Annotated in this window: 20 protein-coding genes; 3 read left to right on the plus strand and 17 right to left on the minus strand. The window is 36.7% G+C overall.

All coding sequences use genetic code 11. From position 1 onward, the window contains the following. Positions 1-12: 12 nt before the first annotated feature. The 17 genes from ETP70_RS08510 to nadA all read right to left on the minus strand — a co-directional run bounded on the left by ETP70_RS08510 (position 13) and on the right by nadA (position 13,606). On the minus strand, positions 13-306 hold the full coding sequence (locus ETP70_RS08510; RefSeq protein WP_151900785.1) for a type II toxin-antitoxin system RelE/ParE family toxin: 294 nt from the start codon (positions 304-306) through the stop codon (positions 13-15). Continuing rightward, positions 296-538, minus strand: a complete 243-nt coding sequence (locus ETP70_RS08515) for a type II toxin-antitoxin system Phd/YefM family antitoxin (RefSeq protein WP_151900786.1) — start codon at positions 536-538, stop codon at positions 296-298. Before ETP70_RS08515 ends, ETP70_RS08510 begins: the two co-directional genes overlap by 11 nt. 246 nt (positions 539-784) lie before the next feature. Continuing rightward, positions 785-1,519 (minus strand): bifunctional demethylmenaquinone methyltransferase/2-methoxy-6-polyprenyl-1,4-benzoquinol methylase UbiE, encoded by a 735-nt coding sequence (gene ubiE, locus ETP70_RS08520; protein ID WP_151900787.1) that lies wholly within the window; start codon positions 1,517-1,519, stop codon positions 785-787. A 4-nt stretch (positions 1,520-1,523) separates the two neighbouring features. Further along, positions 1,524-2,510, minus strand: coding sequence for a bifunctional diaminohydroxyphosphoribosylaminopyrimidine deaminase/5-amino-6-(5-phosphoribosylamino)uracil reductase RibD (gene ribD / locus ETP70_RS08525; protein ID WP_230973247.1), 987 nt, complete (start codon positions 2,508-2,510; stop codon positions 1,524-1,526). A gap of 14 nt (positions 2,511-2,524) precedes the next feature. Next, the gene (locus ETP70_RS08530; RefSeq protein ID WP_151900789.1) at positions 2,525-2,977 is read right to left on the minus strand and encodes an LSm family protein; all 453 of its coding nucleotides are present in this window, start codon (positions 2,975-2,977) and stop codon (positions 2,525-2,527) included. Then, a complete protein-coding gene (gene rbfA, locus ETP70_RS08535) occupies positions 2,974-3,342 on the minus strand; it encodes a 30S ribosome-binding factor RbfA (RefSeq protein WP_151900790.1) in 369 nt (122 codons plus the stop codon). Before rbfA ends, ETP70_RS08530 begins: the two co-directional genes overlap by 4 nt. A 9-nt stretch (positions 3,343-3,351) precedes the next feature. Next, positions 3,352-6,012, minus strand: a complete 2,661-nt coding sequence (infB, locus tag ETP70_RS08540) for a translation initiation factor IF-2 (protein ID WP_151900791.1) — start codon at positions 6,010-6,012, stop codon at positions 3,352-3,354. Further along, positions 5,996-6,259 (minus strand): YlxR family protein, encoded by a 264-nt coding sequence (locus ETP70_RS12565; protein WP_151900792.1) that lies wholly within the window; start codon positions 6,257-6,259, stop codon positions 5,996-5,998. Before ETP70_RS12565 ends, infB begins: the two co-directional genes overlap by 17 nt. 30 nt (positions 6,260-6,289) lie before the next feature. Then, positions 6,290-7,171 carry a homoserine kinase gene (gene thrB, locus ETP70_RS08550; RefSeq protein ID WP_151900793.1) on the minus strand — a complete coding sequence of 294 codons (882 nt, stop codon included), beginning with the start codon at positions 7,169-7,171 and terminating at the stop codon, positions 6,290-6,292. An 8-nt stretch (positions 7,172-7,179) separates the two neighbouring features. Further along, on the minus strand, positions 7,180-7,638 hold the full coding sequence (locus ETP70_RS08555; protein ID WP_151900794.1) for a hypothetical protein: 459 nt from the start codon (positions 7,636-7,638) through the stop codon (positions 7,180-7,182). Then, complete coding sequence (lpxC, locus tag ETP70_RS08560) at positions 7,631-8,515, minus strand: UDP-3-O-acyl-N-acetylglucosamine deacetylase (RefSeq protein WP_151900795.1); 885 nt, start codon at positions 8,513-8,515, stop codon at positions 7,631-7,633. The genes ETP70_RS08555 and lpxC overlap by 8 nt, the downstream gene beginning before the upstream one ends. A gap of 10 nt (positions 8,516-8,525) precedes the next feature. Next, positions 8,526-9,893 (minus strand): peptidoglycan metallopeptidase Pgp6, encoded by a 1,368-nt coding sequence (pgp6, locus tag ETP70_RS08565; protein WP_151900796.1) that lies wholly within the window; start codon positions 9,891-9,893, stop codon positions 8,526-8,528. A gap of 1 nt (position 9,894) precedes the next feature. After that, complete coding sequence (locus tag ETP70_RS08570) at positions 9,895-10,563, minus strand: DHH family phosphoesterase (RefSeq protein WP_151900797.1); 669 nt, start codon at positions 10,561-10,563, stop codon at positions 9,895-9,897. A gap of 29 nt (positions 10,564-10,592) precedes the next feature. Then, positions 10,593-11,645: a flagellar biosynthesis protein FlhB gene (flhB, locus tag ETP70_RS08575; RefSeq protein WP_151900798.1), complete on the minus strand. Its 1,053-nt coding sequence runs from the start codon at positions 11,643-11,645 to the stop codon at positions 10,593-10,595. 9 nt (positions 11,646-11,654) lie between these two features. Continuing rightward, positions 11,655-11,783: a hypothetical protein gene (locus ETP70_RS12690; RefSeq protein ID WP_269138895.1), complete on the minus strand. Its 129-nt coding sequence runs from the start codon at positions 11,781-11,783 to the stop codon at positions 11,655-11,657. 12 nt (positions 11,784-11,795) lie between these two features. After that, positions 11,796-12,611, minus strand: a complete 816-nt coding sequence (nadC, locus tag ETP70_RS08580; RefSeq protein WP_151901534.1) for a carboxylating nicotinate-nucleotide diphosphorylase — start codon at positions 12,609-12,611, stop codon at positions 11,796-11,798. Continuing rightward, on the minus strand, positions 12,608-13,606 hold the full coding sequence (nadA, locus tag ETP70_RS08585) for a quinolinate synthase NadA (RefSeq protein WP_151900799.1): 999 nt from the start codon (positions 13,604-13,606) through the stop codon (positions 12,608-12,610). Before nadA ends, nadC begins: the two co-directional genes overlap by 4 nt. A 104-nt stretch (positions 13,607-13,710) precedes the next feature. Here nadA and plsY point away from each other — a divergent pair, with 104 nt between their 5' ends. The 3 genes from plsY to hsrA all read left to right on the plus strand — a co-directional run bounded on the left by plsY (position 13,711) and on the right by hsrA (position 15,431). Beyond that, complete coding sequence (gene plsY, locus ETP70_RS08590) at positions 13,711-14,325, plus strand: glycerol-3-phosphate 1-O-acyltransferase PlsY (RefSeq protein ID WP_151900800.1); 615 nt, start codon at positions 13,711-13,713, stop codon at positions 14,323-14,325. Position 14,326: 1 nt separating this feature from the next. Continuing rightward, complete coding sequence (locus ETP70_RS08595) at positions 14,327-14,659, plus strand: dihydroneopterin aldolase (RefSeq protein ID WP_151900801.1); 333 nt, start codon at positions 14,327-14,329, stop codon at positions 14,657-14,659. Positions 14,660-14,759: 100 nt separating this feature from the next. Next, the gene (gene hsrA, locus ETP70_RS08600; protein WP_151900802.1) at positions 14,760-15,431 is read left to right on the plus strand and encodes a homeostatic response regulator transcription factor HsrA; all 672 of its coding nucleotides are present in this window, start codon (positions 14,760-14,762) and stop codon (positions 15,429-15,431) included. The last annotated feature ends 32 nt before the right edge of the window (positions 15,432-15,463 follow it).

Consider the following 15,463-nt stretch of genomic DNA (forward strand, 5'->3'; position numbering starts at 1 on the left):
TATATTCCATTTTCAAGGTAAGTTTTCTCTGTAAAGTGTCAATATATAAACAATATGATCTTCTTCATCATCATAACTATATATGATTGAATAACTTTGATAAACTAATTTTCTCGTATTTTTATAGATTTCATCAGCAGGGCGTCCTGCTTTTGGAAAATTTTGTAATGTAGAAGCAAGAAATTCACGTAATTTTTTTAAATAATTCCGTGTTAATTTCTTTGATTGGGTTTTTTCATAAATATAATCTGCAATCTTATCAAGCTTATGTACTGCATTTGAAGTAAATAAAACTTTAATCTTCATATTTTACAAAAACTTTTTCAAATGCCTCATCTACACTAAATAAATCACCATCTTTTATATTTTGAAGTGATTTTTTAATCTCTTCTTTTATTTGATTATAATGATTAAGAGGTATCAATACCACATTTTGATTATTTTTACTTGTGATGAGACATTCTTCATCTTTTTGGCATACCTCAGAAATAATAGATTTTAAATTATTCCTTGCATAAGAGTAATTTACAGCTTGCATAATCAATCCTTTATAAAATTGTACAATATTTTGTTATATTTTACAACTCTATAAAATGACTGTATATACGATCCAGACAAAAGTTTCACTACCATTAATGTAAGAAAAAACTTAATATTTCCTTGGAATTTAGGTTTTAAACGTTAAAGTGTAACTTAGAAATACAAAGCCCGCACTGAAGTACGGGTTCCAAAAAATTTGCATAACTTCAGGGCATTAAAACAAAAGTTTAGATTTTAATAGTAACTACTTTTTACGAGCAATGAGCAGTGTTGAGATATCCATGGAAAAACTTTGGGTGTGGAGCATTTCAAAACCTGCATTCTCCAGTTCTTTTTGCATGCCCTGTATGGTTACAAAATTCTCAATAGAGTCCGGTAAGTAGGTGTAAGCTTCCAAATTTTTGGAAATTGCACCGCCCACATAGGGAAGAATTTTGTGCATGTAAATATCGCGGATTTTTTTAAGAATGTTTTTGTTCTCATCTTTCATAAATTCCAAAATGACAACAAGTCCCTCTTTTTTAAGGACACGATTAAATTCATCAAATGCTTCTTGACGCTCAACAACATTGCGAATACCGTAGGTGATACTTAAAAAATCTGCACTTGCATCTTCAAGAGGAATTTGGGTTGCTTTTGCAATATGATAGGAAAAATCAGGAAATTTTTTACGGGCAACATCGACCATACCGTTGGATGGATCAACACCTACAAATTCACTGATATTGACACCAGATTTTTGCGACTGTTTCTTCCAGTAACCCATCATATCGCCCGTTCCGCAGGCAACATCAACAACCCTGTCAATACTTTTTTTGCCGTAATACTCAAAAGCCAGATCACATGCTTTTTTACGCCATGAAATGTCAACACCCATGCTCATCACGCGGTTTGCTGTATCATACGTTGCTGCGATGTCATCAAACATAGAGACGATTTTTTCTTGTTTTGCGTCACCTTTTTGGTCTAAAATGCTCATAAACTTATATCCTTCTTTTCATCCACAGTATTATATCTTCTGCTTCTTTGCCTGCATTTAAAATGTCGAATTTATCTTCAATATTTCCAAAGCCTTCTTTTCCGCCAAAACCAGGAGCAAGATAGCATAAATAATAATCAGTAATATCACGGCTGAGTCCGTACATTTTTTCACTTCCCTCTATCATAATATTTTTATAGTTTTTGAGCACTGAAAAATCACTTGCTATAGTTACTTTTCGATTTGGCACACTAAAAAGAGGAATGGTTCTGTCAAAATCTTTTTCACGTGAAAGGATTAAAATATCAGGTGCTTTTCCATTCACAAGTCTCGCATCAAGTGTCGGTCTGTCACTGCGGACCGTATTGCCGCCGATGACGAGCAGATCACATACATTACGCATAGCATGGACATTTTTTCTTGATGCCTCAGAACTTACAATTCCCCCATCTGTTGTGCCGTTAAGCCTTTGTGCCCATTTAAAAAAAACAAATCGCTCATTTATAAATTGTAAAAATGGGAAAAGTAAATCTTCACATCTTTTTTTTTCTACATGTAAGCTTACATGTAAACCGCTGTTTACCAAAAGTTCATTGCCTTTGGCTGCAACGGCATTTATGTCTTCTGTCCCGATATAAATATTTTGGATACCGAGCTGTGCTATTAAATTTGCACATGAGGGTGTTTTTCCTACATGAGAACAAGGCTCTAAGGTAGAGTAAAGAGAGCAGTTTTTAAAAATATTTTTATGGTTTTTGAGTAAAAAGCTATGAATTTTTTCAGAGTCGTGAAGTTTGAGTATTGCTTTGTTTTGAGTAAGTTTATAATATGCAGATTTAAGAGCGTTTACTTCAGCATGAGGCTCACCCGCTTTATGATGTGATTCAACCGCTAAAATTTCACCGTGTTCGCCTCTTACAGTGCAACCGACTGCAGGGTTGGGATAGGTTAATCCTTGGTATTTCCAAGCCTCGTTTATTGCGAGGCTCATATAAAAATTATGATCTATTTCCATTCAAAATAAGTTTTTGCTTTTTTTATGGCATTAAAATCAACTTCGTGCATTTCTCCATCTTTTTCAATAAAGATTTTACTTCCCTCAACCTTGACAAGTTTCCCTTTGAGTTTTTCTTTTTCATCTAAAAGTAATGAAACATTTTCACCAAGAGATTTTTTAAAATGCTCAAGCGTCGTCAGTTTTCGCTCAATTCCCGGACTGCCCACTTCTAATCTGTATTCACCGGAAACAGGAGGAGTGACATCAAGCAACGGTGAAATTAAATGTGTTAACTCTACGCAGACATCAAGACTGACCCCTTTGCGTTTGCCGTTTTCTATTTCGGAAGAAATGACGCTTACCCTGAAAATTGTTTCATCATTTTCATTCACAACAACCGTGTCATAAAGTTCCAAATCTACTGATTTGACTACGGATTCTATATCACCTTGCAAACTCATGATGCTTCTCCTTTATGCTCTTTGGCTATTTTTTTAAACAAATCTTCAATATTTTGAGATTTTTTCAACTGTTCGTCAAATTCAAATGCCAGTTTTGGGCATCTGTACCACCCCTGGTCTTTCAAACAAAAATCTTCTACCAAAGGGCGGGCTTTTCTTAACTGCTTCAGGTAGGCTTTCTTTTCTTCTTCGCTGAAATTACTCGGGTCAATATAAACTTTTGCGTCGCTTCTTCCTCGGGAACATTTCACTTCAATGACACTGAGTTCATGTAAACGGTTGTCATTGAGCTGGCTGAGTGCTTCGGGGATAAGTTCGGCTAAAAGAGCTTCCGTTCTTTTCAGCTTTATCTGTGCTTCATTCATTTGTCTTCTTTACAGGGATACTTTTTGTTCGACTTTTTTGAATGTTTCAATCACATCACCGACTTTTACATCATCATAGTTAGAGATAATCACACCACATTCATAACCGTTTCCGATTTCTTCAACATCATCTTTAAAGCGTTTGAGTGATACAAGCTCACCCTCGTATGCAACAACACCTTCACGAATAACACGCACAAGTCCGCCGCGAATCAGTTTGCCGTCCACAACAAGACATCCTGCAACCATCCCTTTTGGTGATTTAAAGACATCTTTTACTTCTGCCTGACCTGTATTTTCTTCTGTAAATTTCGGTGCCATCATACCTGTAAGCATTCCAGTCATATCATCAAGAAGCTGATAAATAATAGAGTATGTTCTGATATCTACATTTCTCTGTTTTGCAAGTGCTTTTACCGAACCTGTCGGACGGACATTAAAACCTAACAACACACAGTTCTCAGAGTTGCTTACCAGTTCGACATCACTCTCTGTAATACCGCCGACACCGCTTGAAATAACATCAATTTTCACTTCGTCATTTCTGAGTTCTGTCAATGAACTTCTAATCGCTTCAAGTGAACCGTGAACATCCGTTTTAAGAACGACTTTAAGAGATTTGAGTTTGCCTTCTGCAATCATAGAAGTCATATCTTCCAATGTAGATTTCGTTGATTTCGAAAGCTCTTTGTTTCTCTCATATTCATAACGTTTCTGTGCATACTCTTTGGCTTCTTTATCGCTGTTCATTGCCATCATAATTTCACCGGCTGAAGGAACTTCATTCAGACCCACAACGACTGCTGTATGTGATGGTCCGACCTCTTTAATCTGTTTGCCGTTCTCATTGATAAGAGCTTTTACACGACCGTACGAACTGCCACAGACTACATTGTTACCGACTTTTAAAGTTCCGTTTTGCACAATTACAGTTGCAACAGGACCGCGTCCTTTTTCCAGAGATGATTCAACAACTGCTGCTTTTGCCGGTGCTTCAGGGTTGGCTTTGAGTTCTAAGACCTCTGCAGTCAGAAGAATGTTTTCAAGTAAATCATCAATGCCCATACCTGTTTTTGCAGATACAGGAACAAATTCTACGTCCCCGCCCCAGTCAACAGGAGAAATTCCGTGTTCAGCCATTTGACCTTTTACCAGATCAGGGTTTGCCGTCTCTTTATCCATTTTATTGAGAGCCACAATAATCGGTACACCTGAATCTTTGGCAATTTTTATGACTTCAAGTGTTTGCGGTTTCACACCGTCATCAGCAGCAACAACAATAATAACAATATCTGTAATATCCGTACCGCGTTGACGCATAGAACTAAAAGCAGCGTGTCCCGGTGTATCTATGAATGTAATTGCTTTGCCTTTTTGTTCAATCGTATAGGCGCCTATATGCTGTGTAATTCCACCGGCTTCACCTTGCGTTACTTTTGCTTTTCGTATAGAGTCAAGCAATGAAGTCTTACCATGATCAACATGTCCCATAATTGTTATAATAGGCGGTCTTTCAACAGCGTTAGGATCCTCTTCATCAGTTTCCTGAACATAATTAAATTCATCTTTAGGATCAATGACAGTCACTTCAACGCCAAACTCTTCAGAAAGTATTTCAATTTCATCTGCGCCCAAAAAGTCGTTTTTCGTCATCATCATACCCAGATCAAAAAGGACTTTTATAATGTCTGACATCGGACGTTTTAGTTTTTCGGCAAACTCATAGACGCGAATATCTTCAGGAATTTCCACATGTGTGACAATTTCCTCTTCATGAGATGCTTTTGCATATTTTTTTCTTTTGTCACGAGAAACTTTTCTTCCACGCGGTGCCTGTTTTTTGTTTGCATTTCTACCGGCCGGTTTCGGCGCTCTTGGTTTTCTAGGTTCTTCCGGAGCTATTGGAGCGCGTTCTGTTGCATTTAAATCCAACAATGTTACCTGATCATCCATATCCATGGATACTTCAGCCAATGAACCGCCAAAAATATCAAGTTTTTTTCCTTGGTCTTTTTTTGATGTCGGTGCCTGTTTTGTAGTAGATTTCTTTTTACGAGCCAGTTCTTCAAGTGCTTCTGCGCTCATTTTTCCATAAGAAGATACTGATGCCTGTTTTTGAGGCATACTGTATGTTTCTTCAACTTTCGGTTTTTTCTTTTTAACAATCTTTAAACCTGATTTTTTAATAGCAGGTCTGAGTGATGGCGACACAACCTTTAATGTCGTTTTTTTCACCTCTTTTTTCGGTGCTTCTTCTTTTTTGAGTGTTTTCTCTTCAACACTTTTCTCTTTTTCTTCTGCACTTTCAGCTTTTGTCTCTTTTTCAACTTCAGCTTCTTTTTGGACTTCGGTCTGGGTTTTGGCTGTACTTTGTTGTTCGGTTGCAGCTTCTTCTTGTGCTACAGGTCTCTCTTGTTCATCTTTTTTTGTTTCTTCAGGAGTATCATCATTAACTTTTTTAGATGTCTTTTTTACAACTTTTGGTTTTTGCGCTTCAGCAGTATCATCACCATTCATTATGTAATTTGCTAAACTTTCTGCTTGTTCCATTGTTACTACACTCTGTGCAGATTTCACTTCAAGACCCATTTTTTTTGCTTTTTCTAAAACATCTTTAGAAGCTATTCCCAGCTCTTTTGCAATTTCGTGTACTCTAACTTTTTCTATCATCAGTGATGATCTCCTTTAATTTATTCATAAGTTTATCTTTATCTGGGCTTTTGCATTGACGCATTAAAGCTCGAAGAAGTTTTTTCTCTTCTTTTAGACAACTTTGACATAAATAAAAACTTCTTTTCGTCCCGTCAAATGCTGTCAATTCACCATTAAAACATTGCAGTCTCAATAGATTACATTGCGGTTCTCTTATTCTGCAAGAAACGCACATTCTCGTTGGTTGATGAAATTTTTTTGCCATTATATCTAAATCTTACTTTATTTAATAGAGTTATCGCTCTATTATAAGCCCATCATTATCAAAATTCAAAACTTTTACATTAAAGTCAGGAAATTTCTGCTTCATTCTGTTGGCAATCATCGCAGAATCTTCATCATAAACAAGTGAAAAAAATGTAGAACCGCTCCCTGAAAGTGTACTCATCAATGCTCCGCTTTCATAGGCTACCTTTTGTACAGAAAAAAGTTCCGGCAGTGTTTTCATTCTTGCTTTTTGATGAAATCTGTCCTGTGCTGCAAGTTTCAGCATTTCCCAGTCTTCATTAAAAAATGCAGCTACAGTCAAGGCTGCATGAGAAAGGTTGTAAACCGCATTCTCTTTCGAATAGGATTTAGGAAGCACGGTCCTTGATTTTGAGGTATTCATCTGCTTGTTCGGAATGACAACTACAGCTTTGAGATAATCCGGCAGATGTTTTTTTTGAGAAAACACTTTGTTTTTTTCAACTGTTGCAACATTAAATCCACCCATCACAGCAGGTGTTATATTGTCAGGGTGCGACTCATACACAAGTGCATGATTTAATATACGGCGTTTTGAAACCCTTATACCTGCCGCTTCATGCGCAGAAGCAATCGCTGACACTATGACAGCAGAAGAACTTCCAAGTCCACGGGACATTGGAATTTGATTGTAAAATGTAAATTTGAAATTTTGTTTGTTTTTTGTCAATCTTGAATAATGATCATTAAAAATACTGATAAAAAGATTGTTTCCTTTGAGTCTCGGGTTGTTTTCACCCTCACCTTTTATACTCACACTGAAAAATTTTGAGAGATGAAACTCAACTCTGTTTCTCAAATCTACTGCCAAACCCAGAGTATCAAAACCTGGTCCGAGGTTTGCAGATGTTGCCGGTACACTTATTGTCACTGATTATCCTATCCAACTGCACCTATCATATAAAGGGGCGCTGTATTTGTGCTAAACTCTTTATAATCCAACACATCCGGCAATATAAAATCTGCCTGCGGTGCTGTTTCTATTTTTTGAGTTTTTATCTCTTGGTTAATTTTAACAAAATATAGCTTTCCAATCGCTTTGATAGGCTGATTTTTATTAAAATAAAAAGCATCTGTTGCAAAAAGCGGTATTTTTTTTAATATACTCAGTGATTTTAGAAATATATAGGCTACTTTGATGGACATAAAACTTCCCGGTCCATTGGCATACAAAAGTTTTTTCACACTATATTTGTCAAATATCTCTTTATAGATTAAAGGCAGGGCATCCGAACTTTTTTCATGGCTCTGTATCGTTTCTATAAGTCTATTCTCTGCATATATACCAATAAGAATCGGTGAACCCAATGCTATACATAAAATATCAACCTTAGGCATAGGCTTTTTCTAACTCTCTGGTTTTTTCACCGACAAGTTCTACCACTTCATAATTGTCGGCATCTTTAAGCAGAGCCAGTGTCAATTTATGATTGAGATCATGACTTCCTGCCAATGCTTCGTAATTTCCTATGAAATTCATTCCAATCAGACTCATATCTCCAATTGCATCTAAAATTTTATGCCGTACAAACTCATCACTAAATCGTAAACCTTCAGGGTTAAGTATCTTTTTATCATCCAAAACCACTGCATTTTCCAGTGAGCCTCCCAAAGCAAGTCCTTTTGAACGCAAGTACTGTACTTCATGTAAAAATCCGAATGTTCTTGCACGGGCAATCTCATTTTTATAGCTTTCTTTGGTAAATTTCAATACATATGCCTGTGTCTGAATAACAGGATGAGGAAATTTAATGGTAAAGTCATAGTTCAAATCAGGAGAAGGAGAAAGTTTTACATATTTTTCCCCTTCTTTTATCTCTACTTCTTTTTTAATCATCATTACTTTTTTTGGAATATCGAGTTCCTGTATACCCGCTTCATCCAAAAGCATACAAAAACTTGCACTGCTCCCGTCCATCACGGGTACTTCATCCGCATCAACAACAACACGAAGATTGTCAATGCCATATGCATATACCGCGGACAAAAGATGTTCTATTGTAGAAATAACATAATTGTCTTTGCCTATAACTGTCGCCATTTTCGTATCAACAACATTCGCAGGAACCAAGGGAATAGAAACATCCACATCACTTCTATAGAACACAATACCGCTGTTTGACTCCAAAGGTTCTAATCGTAAGCGCACAGGAGAACCTTTATGCAAGCCTATCCCGACAAGCTCCACACTTTTTTTGATTGTTGTTTGATACATCTGTTATCCTTTATTTGCCGTCAATGATTTTTTTAGCACTCTTAATAATATCATTAATATTAAGTTTTATCCACTTTTTGTCCATCCACTCTTGAGGACGGACTTCTATACCTTGCACCAATACACCAAAATGTAAATGATCTCCCATCGCATAACCGGTTTTTCCTGTTTTTGCAATAACACTGTTTGGTGCTACCTCATCACCCGCGGAGACCTCCAGACTTGAGCAGTGTCCGTAGAGAGTATAAAGCCCCAATCCGTGTGCAATAACAGGTGAATTCCCATACAGTCCGTTATAATCTGCAAATACTACATTCCCGCCGTTTTGAGTACGTACAGGAGCCATTGCATGACTGGCCATATCTAAACCCAAATGGTAGGCTTCGCTGATAAACCGACCTTTATAGTAGTATTTTCTATGATCTCCAAAGTATGCCACAACCTTTCCGTTTTTCAAAGGATACATTTTTTTAATTTTAAAATCACTGATCATTTCCTGTGGAACATCTGACGTGAGTTTATGTATCAACGCCTCATTTTTTTCTCGTATATTTTCATTAATAATTTTAAATCTTTCCAGAGGATCCTCTACTCCCTGAGTCTCATCAAATTCTTCAGCCAGTTCGGCAATTTTTCCGTTTAAAAACTTATCGGAAATTGTAATTTTTGAAAGCCTGTATGTTTTGTTTTTCAAATAAAGCGGAACATAGGTTTTTCTTACATTTCCCGCAGAATCTTTTGCTACAACTGTTGCTTTGAAACCTTCATCCTGCACAGGCCAGGCAAGCAAAGCTATATAATATCCCTCTTTATAAAAAGGTTCTACCTTAAAATGTTTATTGTGATTTGATTTTATGTACAACTCTTTTAAGTTTTCATCTTCCGCTTTAAAAATCACAAGGGCCGCACCTCCCCGGGATATTTTATACGAATTGTTCACAATGTTTACCTGCGGTCTTTTTTTGTCAATTCTCAGTTTAAAAGATTTTACCGCCGTATTGCCATTTAAAAAATTCCATTTACTCGCATCCTGTGCCTGTACAATAATTTCAATATTTTTGTCTTTGATTGCTGAAGCACCTCTTGGCGGTTCCAATTTCAAACTAACTGCTTTTTCGGGATACAGCAGTTGATTGTATAACAACTCACTCTCACCATTTTTGGTTCGTAAAATAACTTTATATGATTTAATACCGCTCTCATCTTCTATCTGTAACGGCAATGGCTTCTTGAGATTCCAGTAACCATTTGTCTGCAGTGTAATTACAGGGGCATTTCTTTCAAACATTGCAGAAAAATAGACATATGCTCCTGCGCCTATAAGAAGGGCCGTTATAAAAAATCCGCCAACCGAAGATCTGTTTTTTTTGTTTCTCAAATTATATTTCCTTAATTGATTTTAATATTTTGTTATTTTCGTCACTTTTATAAAGCCTGACTTCTTTTACATGTACTGTTTTCAATACTTCTTTCATTATTTCTTCTGCATCTTTCAACCTTGCACCGCTTGATTTTAAATCTTCATCTGAGACATACATATTCATAACCTGCGCATTATCACTCTGCAGCATCTTTTTATACAGTATAGATTTCAAACGAAACAATGACAAGGGTTCTCTTCTTTGTAAAAACTCTTTACATGTAAACTGATCAGCTTTCAGTTCTATAAGCTCAGCAGCCACAGCAAAAGCTGTACCCGTGCATTTTGCATTTGAAAATCCCTGTGTAAATTCCAAAAGAGCCCCAAACAGTGCTGTTGCCATTTTTGGATTGATAGAAACACCTTCTTGTTTTAATGCAAAATAGAGTTCTGTTGCATCAGGTTTTGCTTCTATTATGCAGTCTGCCTGCTTTGGTACAGTTTCACGTACGCGGGTAAACCACGGTAAAAAAGAAAACTTCTCATCAATTTGTTCGATAGCAACCAGGGAGACTTTTTTATGCAGAGTCAATACATAAGAATACAGAGCATTTGCATTTGCAAATGAAAGGTTGTCTGTTTGAATTACTATATGTTTTGCATTTTTTATATCATCAAAAGCTCTCAAATGTCTACTTTTTTAAATATAATTATATACTATTTTTTATTCATCTTGTAAACATAGGCTAAAACTTCGGCTACAGCATGAAACAATGCTTCGGGAATAGGCTTGTCGACATCAACTTCTTTGTAAAGACTTCTGGCCAAAGAGGGGTTTTGTACAATATGAACATGATTCTCTCTGGCTATTTTTTTGATTTGCTGTGCTATATGATCCATTCCTTTTGCAATGACAATCGGAGCCCGTGCCTTTGCCTCGTCATATTTTATGGCAACAGCGTAATGTGTAGGATTCGTTATCACCACATCGGCATTTGGAACTTCTGCCATCATCCTTTTTCGAGAAGCTTCCATTTGAATCTGTCGGATTTTTGATTTTATGAGTGGATCACCCTCCATATTTTTCATTTCATCCTTAATCTCCTGTTTTGACATTTTCAACCCGTCAAAATACTGTTTTCTTACGATAATTATATCTATTATTGCAAAGATAAAGATAATAAAGAGCATCACAAAAGCAATAATTATCATTTTATCTTTGAGCCAGACAAGCTGATCATGCAGTCCGAAGAGTGCAACTGTGGGCAACTCTTCAATAAAATAGAAGAAAAACAGAAATCCGACACCCAGGGTTGTAAAAGATTTCAGTGTTACTTTCACACCTTCAATAAGCTTTTTTAAAGAAAAAAGATTCTTTGTTCCTTTGATGGGATCAATCTTTTTAAAATCCGGCATAATAGCCTTTGTAGTAAATAGAAACCCAAACTGCGCAAGTGCAGCCACTACACCGGCAATCGCCACAGCAGCAGCCAGAGGAATGACCATAAGCAAAAACTCCCTTATAGTAACAATGGCAATATCTATTGCAAATAATTTGTCTACAGACATGCCTATGAGGGAAAAATAGTATTGAAAAAGACGGATCATATGTGTTGCCATATAAGGAAAAAGCATTAAAATACCAAGTATGGCAACAAAAAGTGTTATCACTCCCGAAGTGTCCTGGGACTTTGGAACATTTCCCTCTTTTCGGGCATCTTCTATTTTCTTGGGGGTGGGTTCTTCTGTTTTTTCAGCATCATCAGCCATACATATCTCCTAGAAGAACTCATAAAAATCTAAAATAGATTTTTCTTTAGTGCCGCAGTGGCTAACGCAGAAAAAGAAATGTATTCCTTTTTTGTTGGGAATAATGATCTCTTCTGTTTTTTCAGCATCATCAGCCATAGATTATGACCTCTAATCCATTTTCATTGACAAATCAATCCAGTTGGCCTGATGCACCAATGAACCTGAACTGATGGCATCTACTCCTGTTTTTGCATAAGACTCAATGGTCTCCAAAGAGATGTTTCCACTCGCTTCTAAAAGGATATGCGGATAGTTTTCGTTTCTAAAAGCCACAACCTCTTCAACCTGAGCCGGTGTCATATTGTCACACATAACGATATCTGCCTGCGCCTGCATAGCCTCCTGTGCTATAAAAAGAGTATCGGCCTCTACTTCAATTTTTGCAGTAAAGGGAATAACCTTTCTTGCATTTTCTATATAGCTTTGCAGATTTTGAATTGTTTTGAGATGGGTGTCTTTTATCATCAGAGAGTCATCAAGTCCCATTCTGTGATTTACAGCACCGCCACAGCGTGTTGCATACTTTTCAAATATTCGCAATAATGGTCTTGTTTTTCTTGTGTCCAAAAGTTTTACCTTATACGGCTCTGTTATTGCAACATATCTTCTTGTCAGTGTAGCAATAGAACTTGCGTGTAAAAGCATATCCAAAACTGTTCTTTCACAGCGAAGCAGTGTATGCGAATCTGCTTCCAAGACCGCAATCGTTTCTCCACTGTGAAATGACTGCCTGTCAGATTTTAACCATTGAATAGAAAAGTTTTCAAGCTTTGCCAAAACGTCTATATACTTTTGTCCCGCGACAACTCCATCACTTTTTGCTATGATTTTAGCACTTGCGGGTACCGCAGGCTCTACGAGTGCATATAAATCACCACGTCCCACATCTTCAGCCAAGGCTTCTTTTACAAACTCTTCTATCATAATGCCAACATTCGCTCTAATGCGATTTTTGCCCATTTTTGCGTTTTTGGATCAACTTCTATCTCGTTTATCGGCGCACCCTCATCTATTGCTTTGAGTGTCAGGTAAACATCTTCAAGCGTTGTTTCATTCATTGTCGGACATTCCGGTTTTGTAGAGCTTAACACATAGGTATTTTTTGGTCGCAGTCGGTTTACCATATTAAACTCTGTACCGACTGCCACTTTTTGATCTTCGGGCAACTCTGTAATATATTTGATAAGCTGTGAGGTTGAACCTACAAAATCACTGGCATCACAAACAGCAGGATCACATTCAGGATGTGTTGCAATTTTTATACCCGGAAACTTTTTACGGTAAAAAGCTATATCATCCAGTGTAAAAAGCTGATGCACCGAGCAAAAACCGTCATAGCAGATAATGTCTGCCTCTTTGGGATCACCAGCTTGTCCAATCACCATAGATTTAAGTCCCATCTGGTTGGCAATATTTTGTCCAAGACATCGATCAGGAACAAAAAGAATTTTTTTCCCCTCCGCCAATGCTGTTGTAATGATTTTTTTGGCATTTGAACTTGTACAAACCATTCCGCCCATCTCTCCTACTTTTGCTTTTACCTCAGCATTGGAGTTTATGTAGGTGATTGGCAATATGTTTTCTCTGGCAATGCCGTTATCTTCTAAAAATTTCACAGAATCATCATAATAAAGCGAGTCAATCATACGGGCCATTGCACAACAGGCAATTTTTGGCATAACAACACGCTTGTCCGGTGAAAGAACTTTCACACTCTGTCCCATAAATCCGACACCGCAAAAGAGTACAAATTCTGCATCATCTGCCATTGTTCTCATAGCCAATTCCAATGAATCGCCTGTAATATCAGCAAGTTCAAACACTTCATCACGCTGATAAAAGTGTGCAACAACTGTGACACTCAGTTTTTCTTTGAGCTCGGAAATTCGTTTTTTTAATTCATCATTTGTTAACTGCAAAAAATCATCCTGTATTTCATAATTTTATTATTATGCAATTATATCAAAATATATTTAGCATAAAAACTGTAGAATGCTGTCACTCAAATATTTTAAGGTAATTTATGGATTTTTTATTTAATATCAATGTACAGTTTTATATTGCTGCATATCTCATTGGAGGTATTCCCTTTGGTCTTTTGCTTGCAAAGAAATTTGCAGGTGTTGATGTCAAGTCGGCAGGAAGCGGCAGTATTGGTGCTACAAATGTTTTACGCGTTGTCAAGGAAAAAAATCCGGACCTGGCAAAAAAACTCGGTATTGCAACCCTTGCATTGGATGCACTCAAAGGTGTCAGCGTTTTAGCTGTTGCTTACTTTATGGGGCTTGACGAATCCGTTTTATGGGCTATTGCTGTTTTGGCAGTTCTTGGTCATTGTTTTTCCCCCTATCTTGGATTTGAAGGAGGCAAAGGTATCGCAACAGGAATGGGCGTTATGATGTTTCTTTTGCCTCTGGAGACAACAATTGCTCTTGTTGTGTGGCTTGTTATGGCTAAAACAGTCCGTATCTCATCCGTCTCTTCCCTCACGGGTGTTTTATCTTTGCTTGTTACAAGTTTTGTTCTTCATCCGAATATGCCGCATGCACCGGTTGTATTTATTGTATTTATTCTGTTTTATAAACATATCCCCAATATCATTCGTGTCATCAAGGGTGAAGAAAAAAGAGTCATATAACTTGAAAATTCATATAGAAGAGTTACGCTTTACATGTATCATCGGTATTTTGGAACATGAGAGACAAAATGAGCAGGAAGTCATTATTGATGTTGCAATAGAATATGATTTTGAGGACAATGTTTTTATAAACTATGCGGAGGTGGCAGAATTTATAAAAACAGATATGCAAAACAAAAAATTTTTACTTATTGAAGATGCACTTCATGATTTGAGCAGAGAGCTTAAAAATAAGTTTTCAAAAATAAATACTCTATATCTAAAAATAACAAAACCCTCCATTTTACCCGACTGCAAGGTCAGTGTAAGCAATATTACAAACTTCCAATCTTAATCCTAACTTCATTTTTTTTTAAAAAAAATTGAAAAAAACTTTAAAGTAACCTAAATTTATGCTATTATTCCACCAAATATTTAAGCACAGGAAAGAATTAATGCGTATATTAATTATAGAAGATGAAGTAACATTAAACAAAATGTTAGCAGAAGGACTCAAAGAATTTGGTTACCAAAGTGATGTAGTAGAGACATTAAAAGACGGTGAATACTATCTAGACATCCGTAACTATGATTTGGTTCTGATGGACTGGATGCTTCCAGACGGAAATTCAGTGGATATCATAGGTGATATCAAAACAAAAACTCCTAAGACAGTTGTTGTTGTTATTTCAGCCAGAGATGACAATGAAAGTGAGATCGAGGCACTGCGCGCCGGTGCTGATGACTACATCAGAAAACCTTTTGATTTTGACGTATTAATCGCTCGTATTGAAGCGCGTTTGCGTTTTGGCGGAAGCAATATCATAGAGATTGAAGACTTGACAATTAATCCTGAAGAAGAAAAAATTACCTATAAAGAGACTGAAATAGAGCTCAAAGGAAAACCTTTTGAAGTACTGACTCACCTTGCACGTCATCGTGATCAGATTGTTTCCAAAGAACAGCTTCTTGACGCTATCTGGGAAGAGCCTGAACTTGTTACGCCAAATGTCATTGAAGTAGCAATCAATCAGATTCGACAAAAAATGGACAAACCATTATCAATCACTACTATAGAAACTGTACGTCGTCGAGGCTACCGCTTCTGCTTTCCAAAAGAAATCTAATAAAATTTTAAATAATGATATAATTTCATAAA

The sequence above is a fragment of the Sulfurimonas hydrogeniphila genome (genome assembly GCF_009068765.1).
GTDB lineage: Bacteria > Campylobacterota > Campylobacteria > Campylobacterales > Sulfurimonadaceae > Sulfurimonas > Sulfurimonas hydrogeniphila.

Coding starts and splice junctions, on each gene's coding strand:
- flhB (WP_151900798.1), bottom strand. CDS start 11,645: ATGGCTGATGATGCTGAAAAAACAGAAGAACCCACCCCCAAGAAAATA.
- ETP70_RS12690 (WP_269138895.1), bottom strand. CDS start 11,783: ATGGCTGATGATGCTGAAAAAACAGAAGAGATCATTATTCCCAACAAA.
- ribD (WP_230973247.1), bottom strand. CDS start 2,510: ATGAGCCTCGCAATAAACGAGGCTTGGAAATACCAAGGATTAACCTAT.
- hsrA (WP_151900802.1), top strand. CDS start 14,760: ATGCGTATATTAATTATAGAAGATGAAGTAACATTAAACAAAATGTTA.
- ETP70_RS08555 (WP_151900794.1), bottom strand. CDS start 7,638: ATGCCTAAGGTTGATATTTTATGTATAGCATTGGGTTCACCGATTCTT.
- rbfA (WP_151900790.1), bottom strand. CDS start 3,342: ATGAATGAAGCACAGATAAAGCTGAAAAGAACGGAAGCTCTTTTAGCC.
- nadC (WP_151901534.1), bottom strand. CDS start 12,611: ATGATAGAAGAGTTTGTAAAAGAAGCCTTGGCTGAAGATGTGGGACGT.
- lpxC (WP_151900795.1), bottom strand. CDS start 8,515: ATGTATCAAACAACAATCAAAAAAAGTGTGGAGCTTGTCGGGATAGGC.
- ubiE (WP_151900787.1), bottom strand. CDS start 1,519: ATGAGCATTTTAGACCAAAAAGGTGACGCAAAACAAGAAAAAATCGTC.
- infB (WP_151900791.1), bottom strand. CDS start 6,012: ATGATAGAAAAAGTTAGAGTACACGAAATTGCAAAAGAGCTGGGAATA.
- plsY (WP_151900800.1), top strand. CDS start 13,711: ATGGATTTTTTATTTAATATCAATGTACAGTTTTATATTGCTGCATAT.
- ETP70_RS12565 (WP_151900792.1), bottom strand. CDS start 6,259: ATGGCAAAAAAATTTCATCAACCAACGAGAATGTGCGTTTCTTGCAGA.
- ETP70_RS08515 (WP_151900786.1), bottom strand. CDS start 538: ATGCAAGCTGTAAATTACTCTTATGCAAGGAATAATTTAAAATCTATT.
- ETP70_RS08530 (WP_151900789.1), bottom strand. CDS start 2,977: ATGAGTTTGCAAGGTGATATAGAATCCGTAGTCAAATCAGTAGATTTG.
- ETP70_RS08510 (WP_151900785.1), bottom strand. CDS start 306: ATGAAGATTAAAGTTTTATTTACTTCAAATGCAGTACATAAGCTTGAT.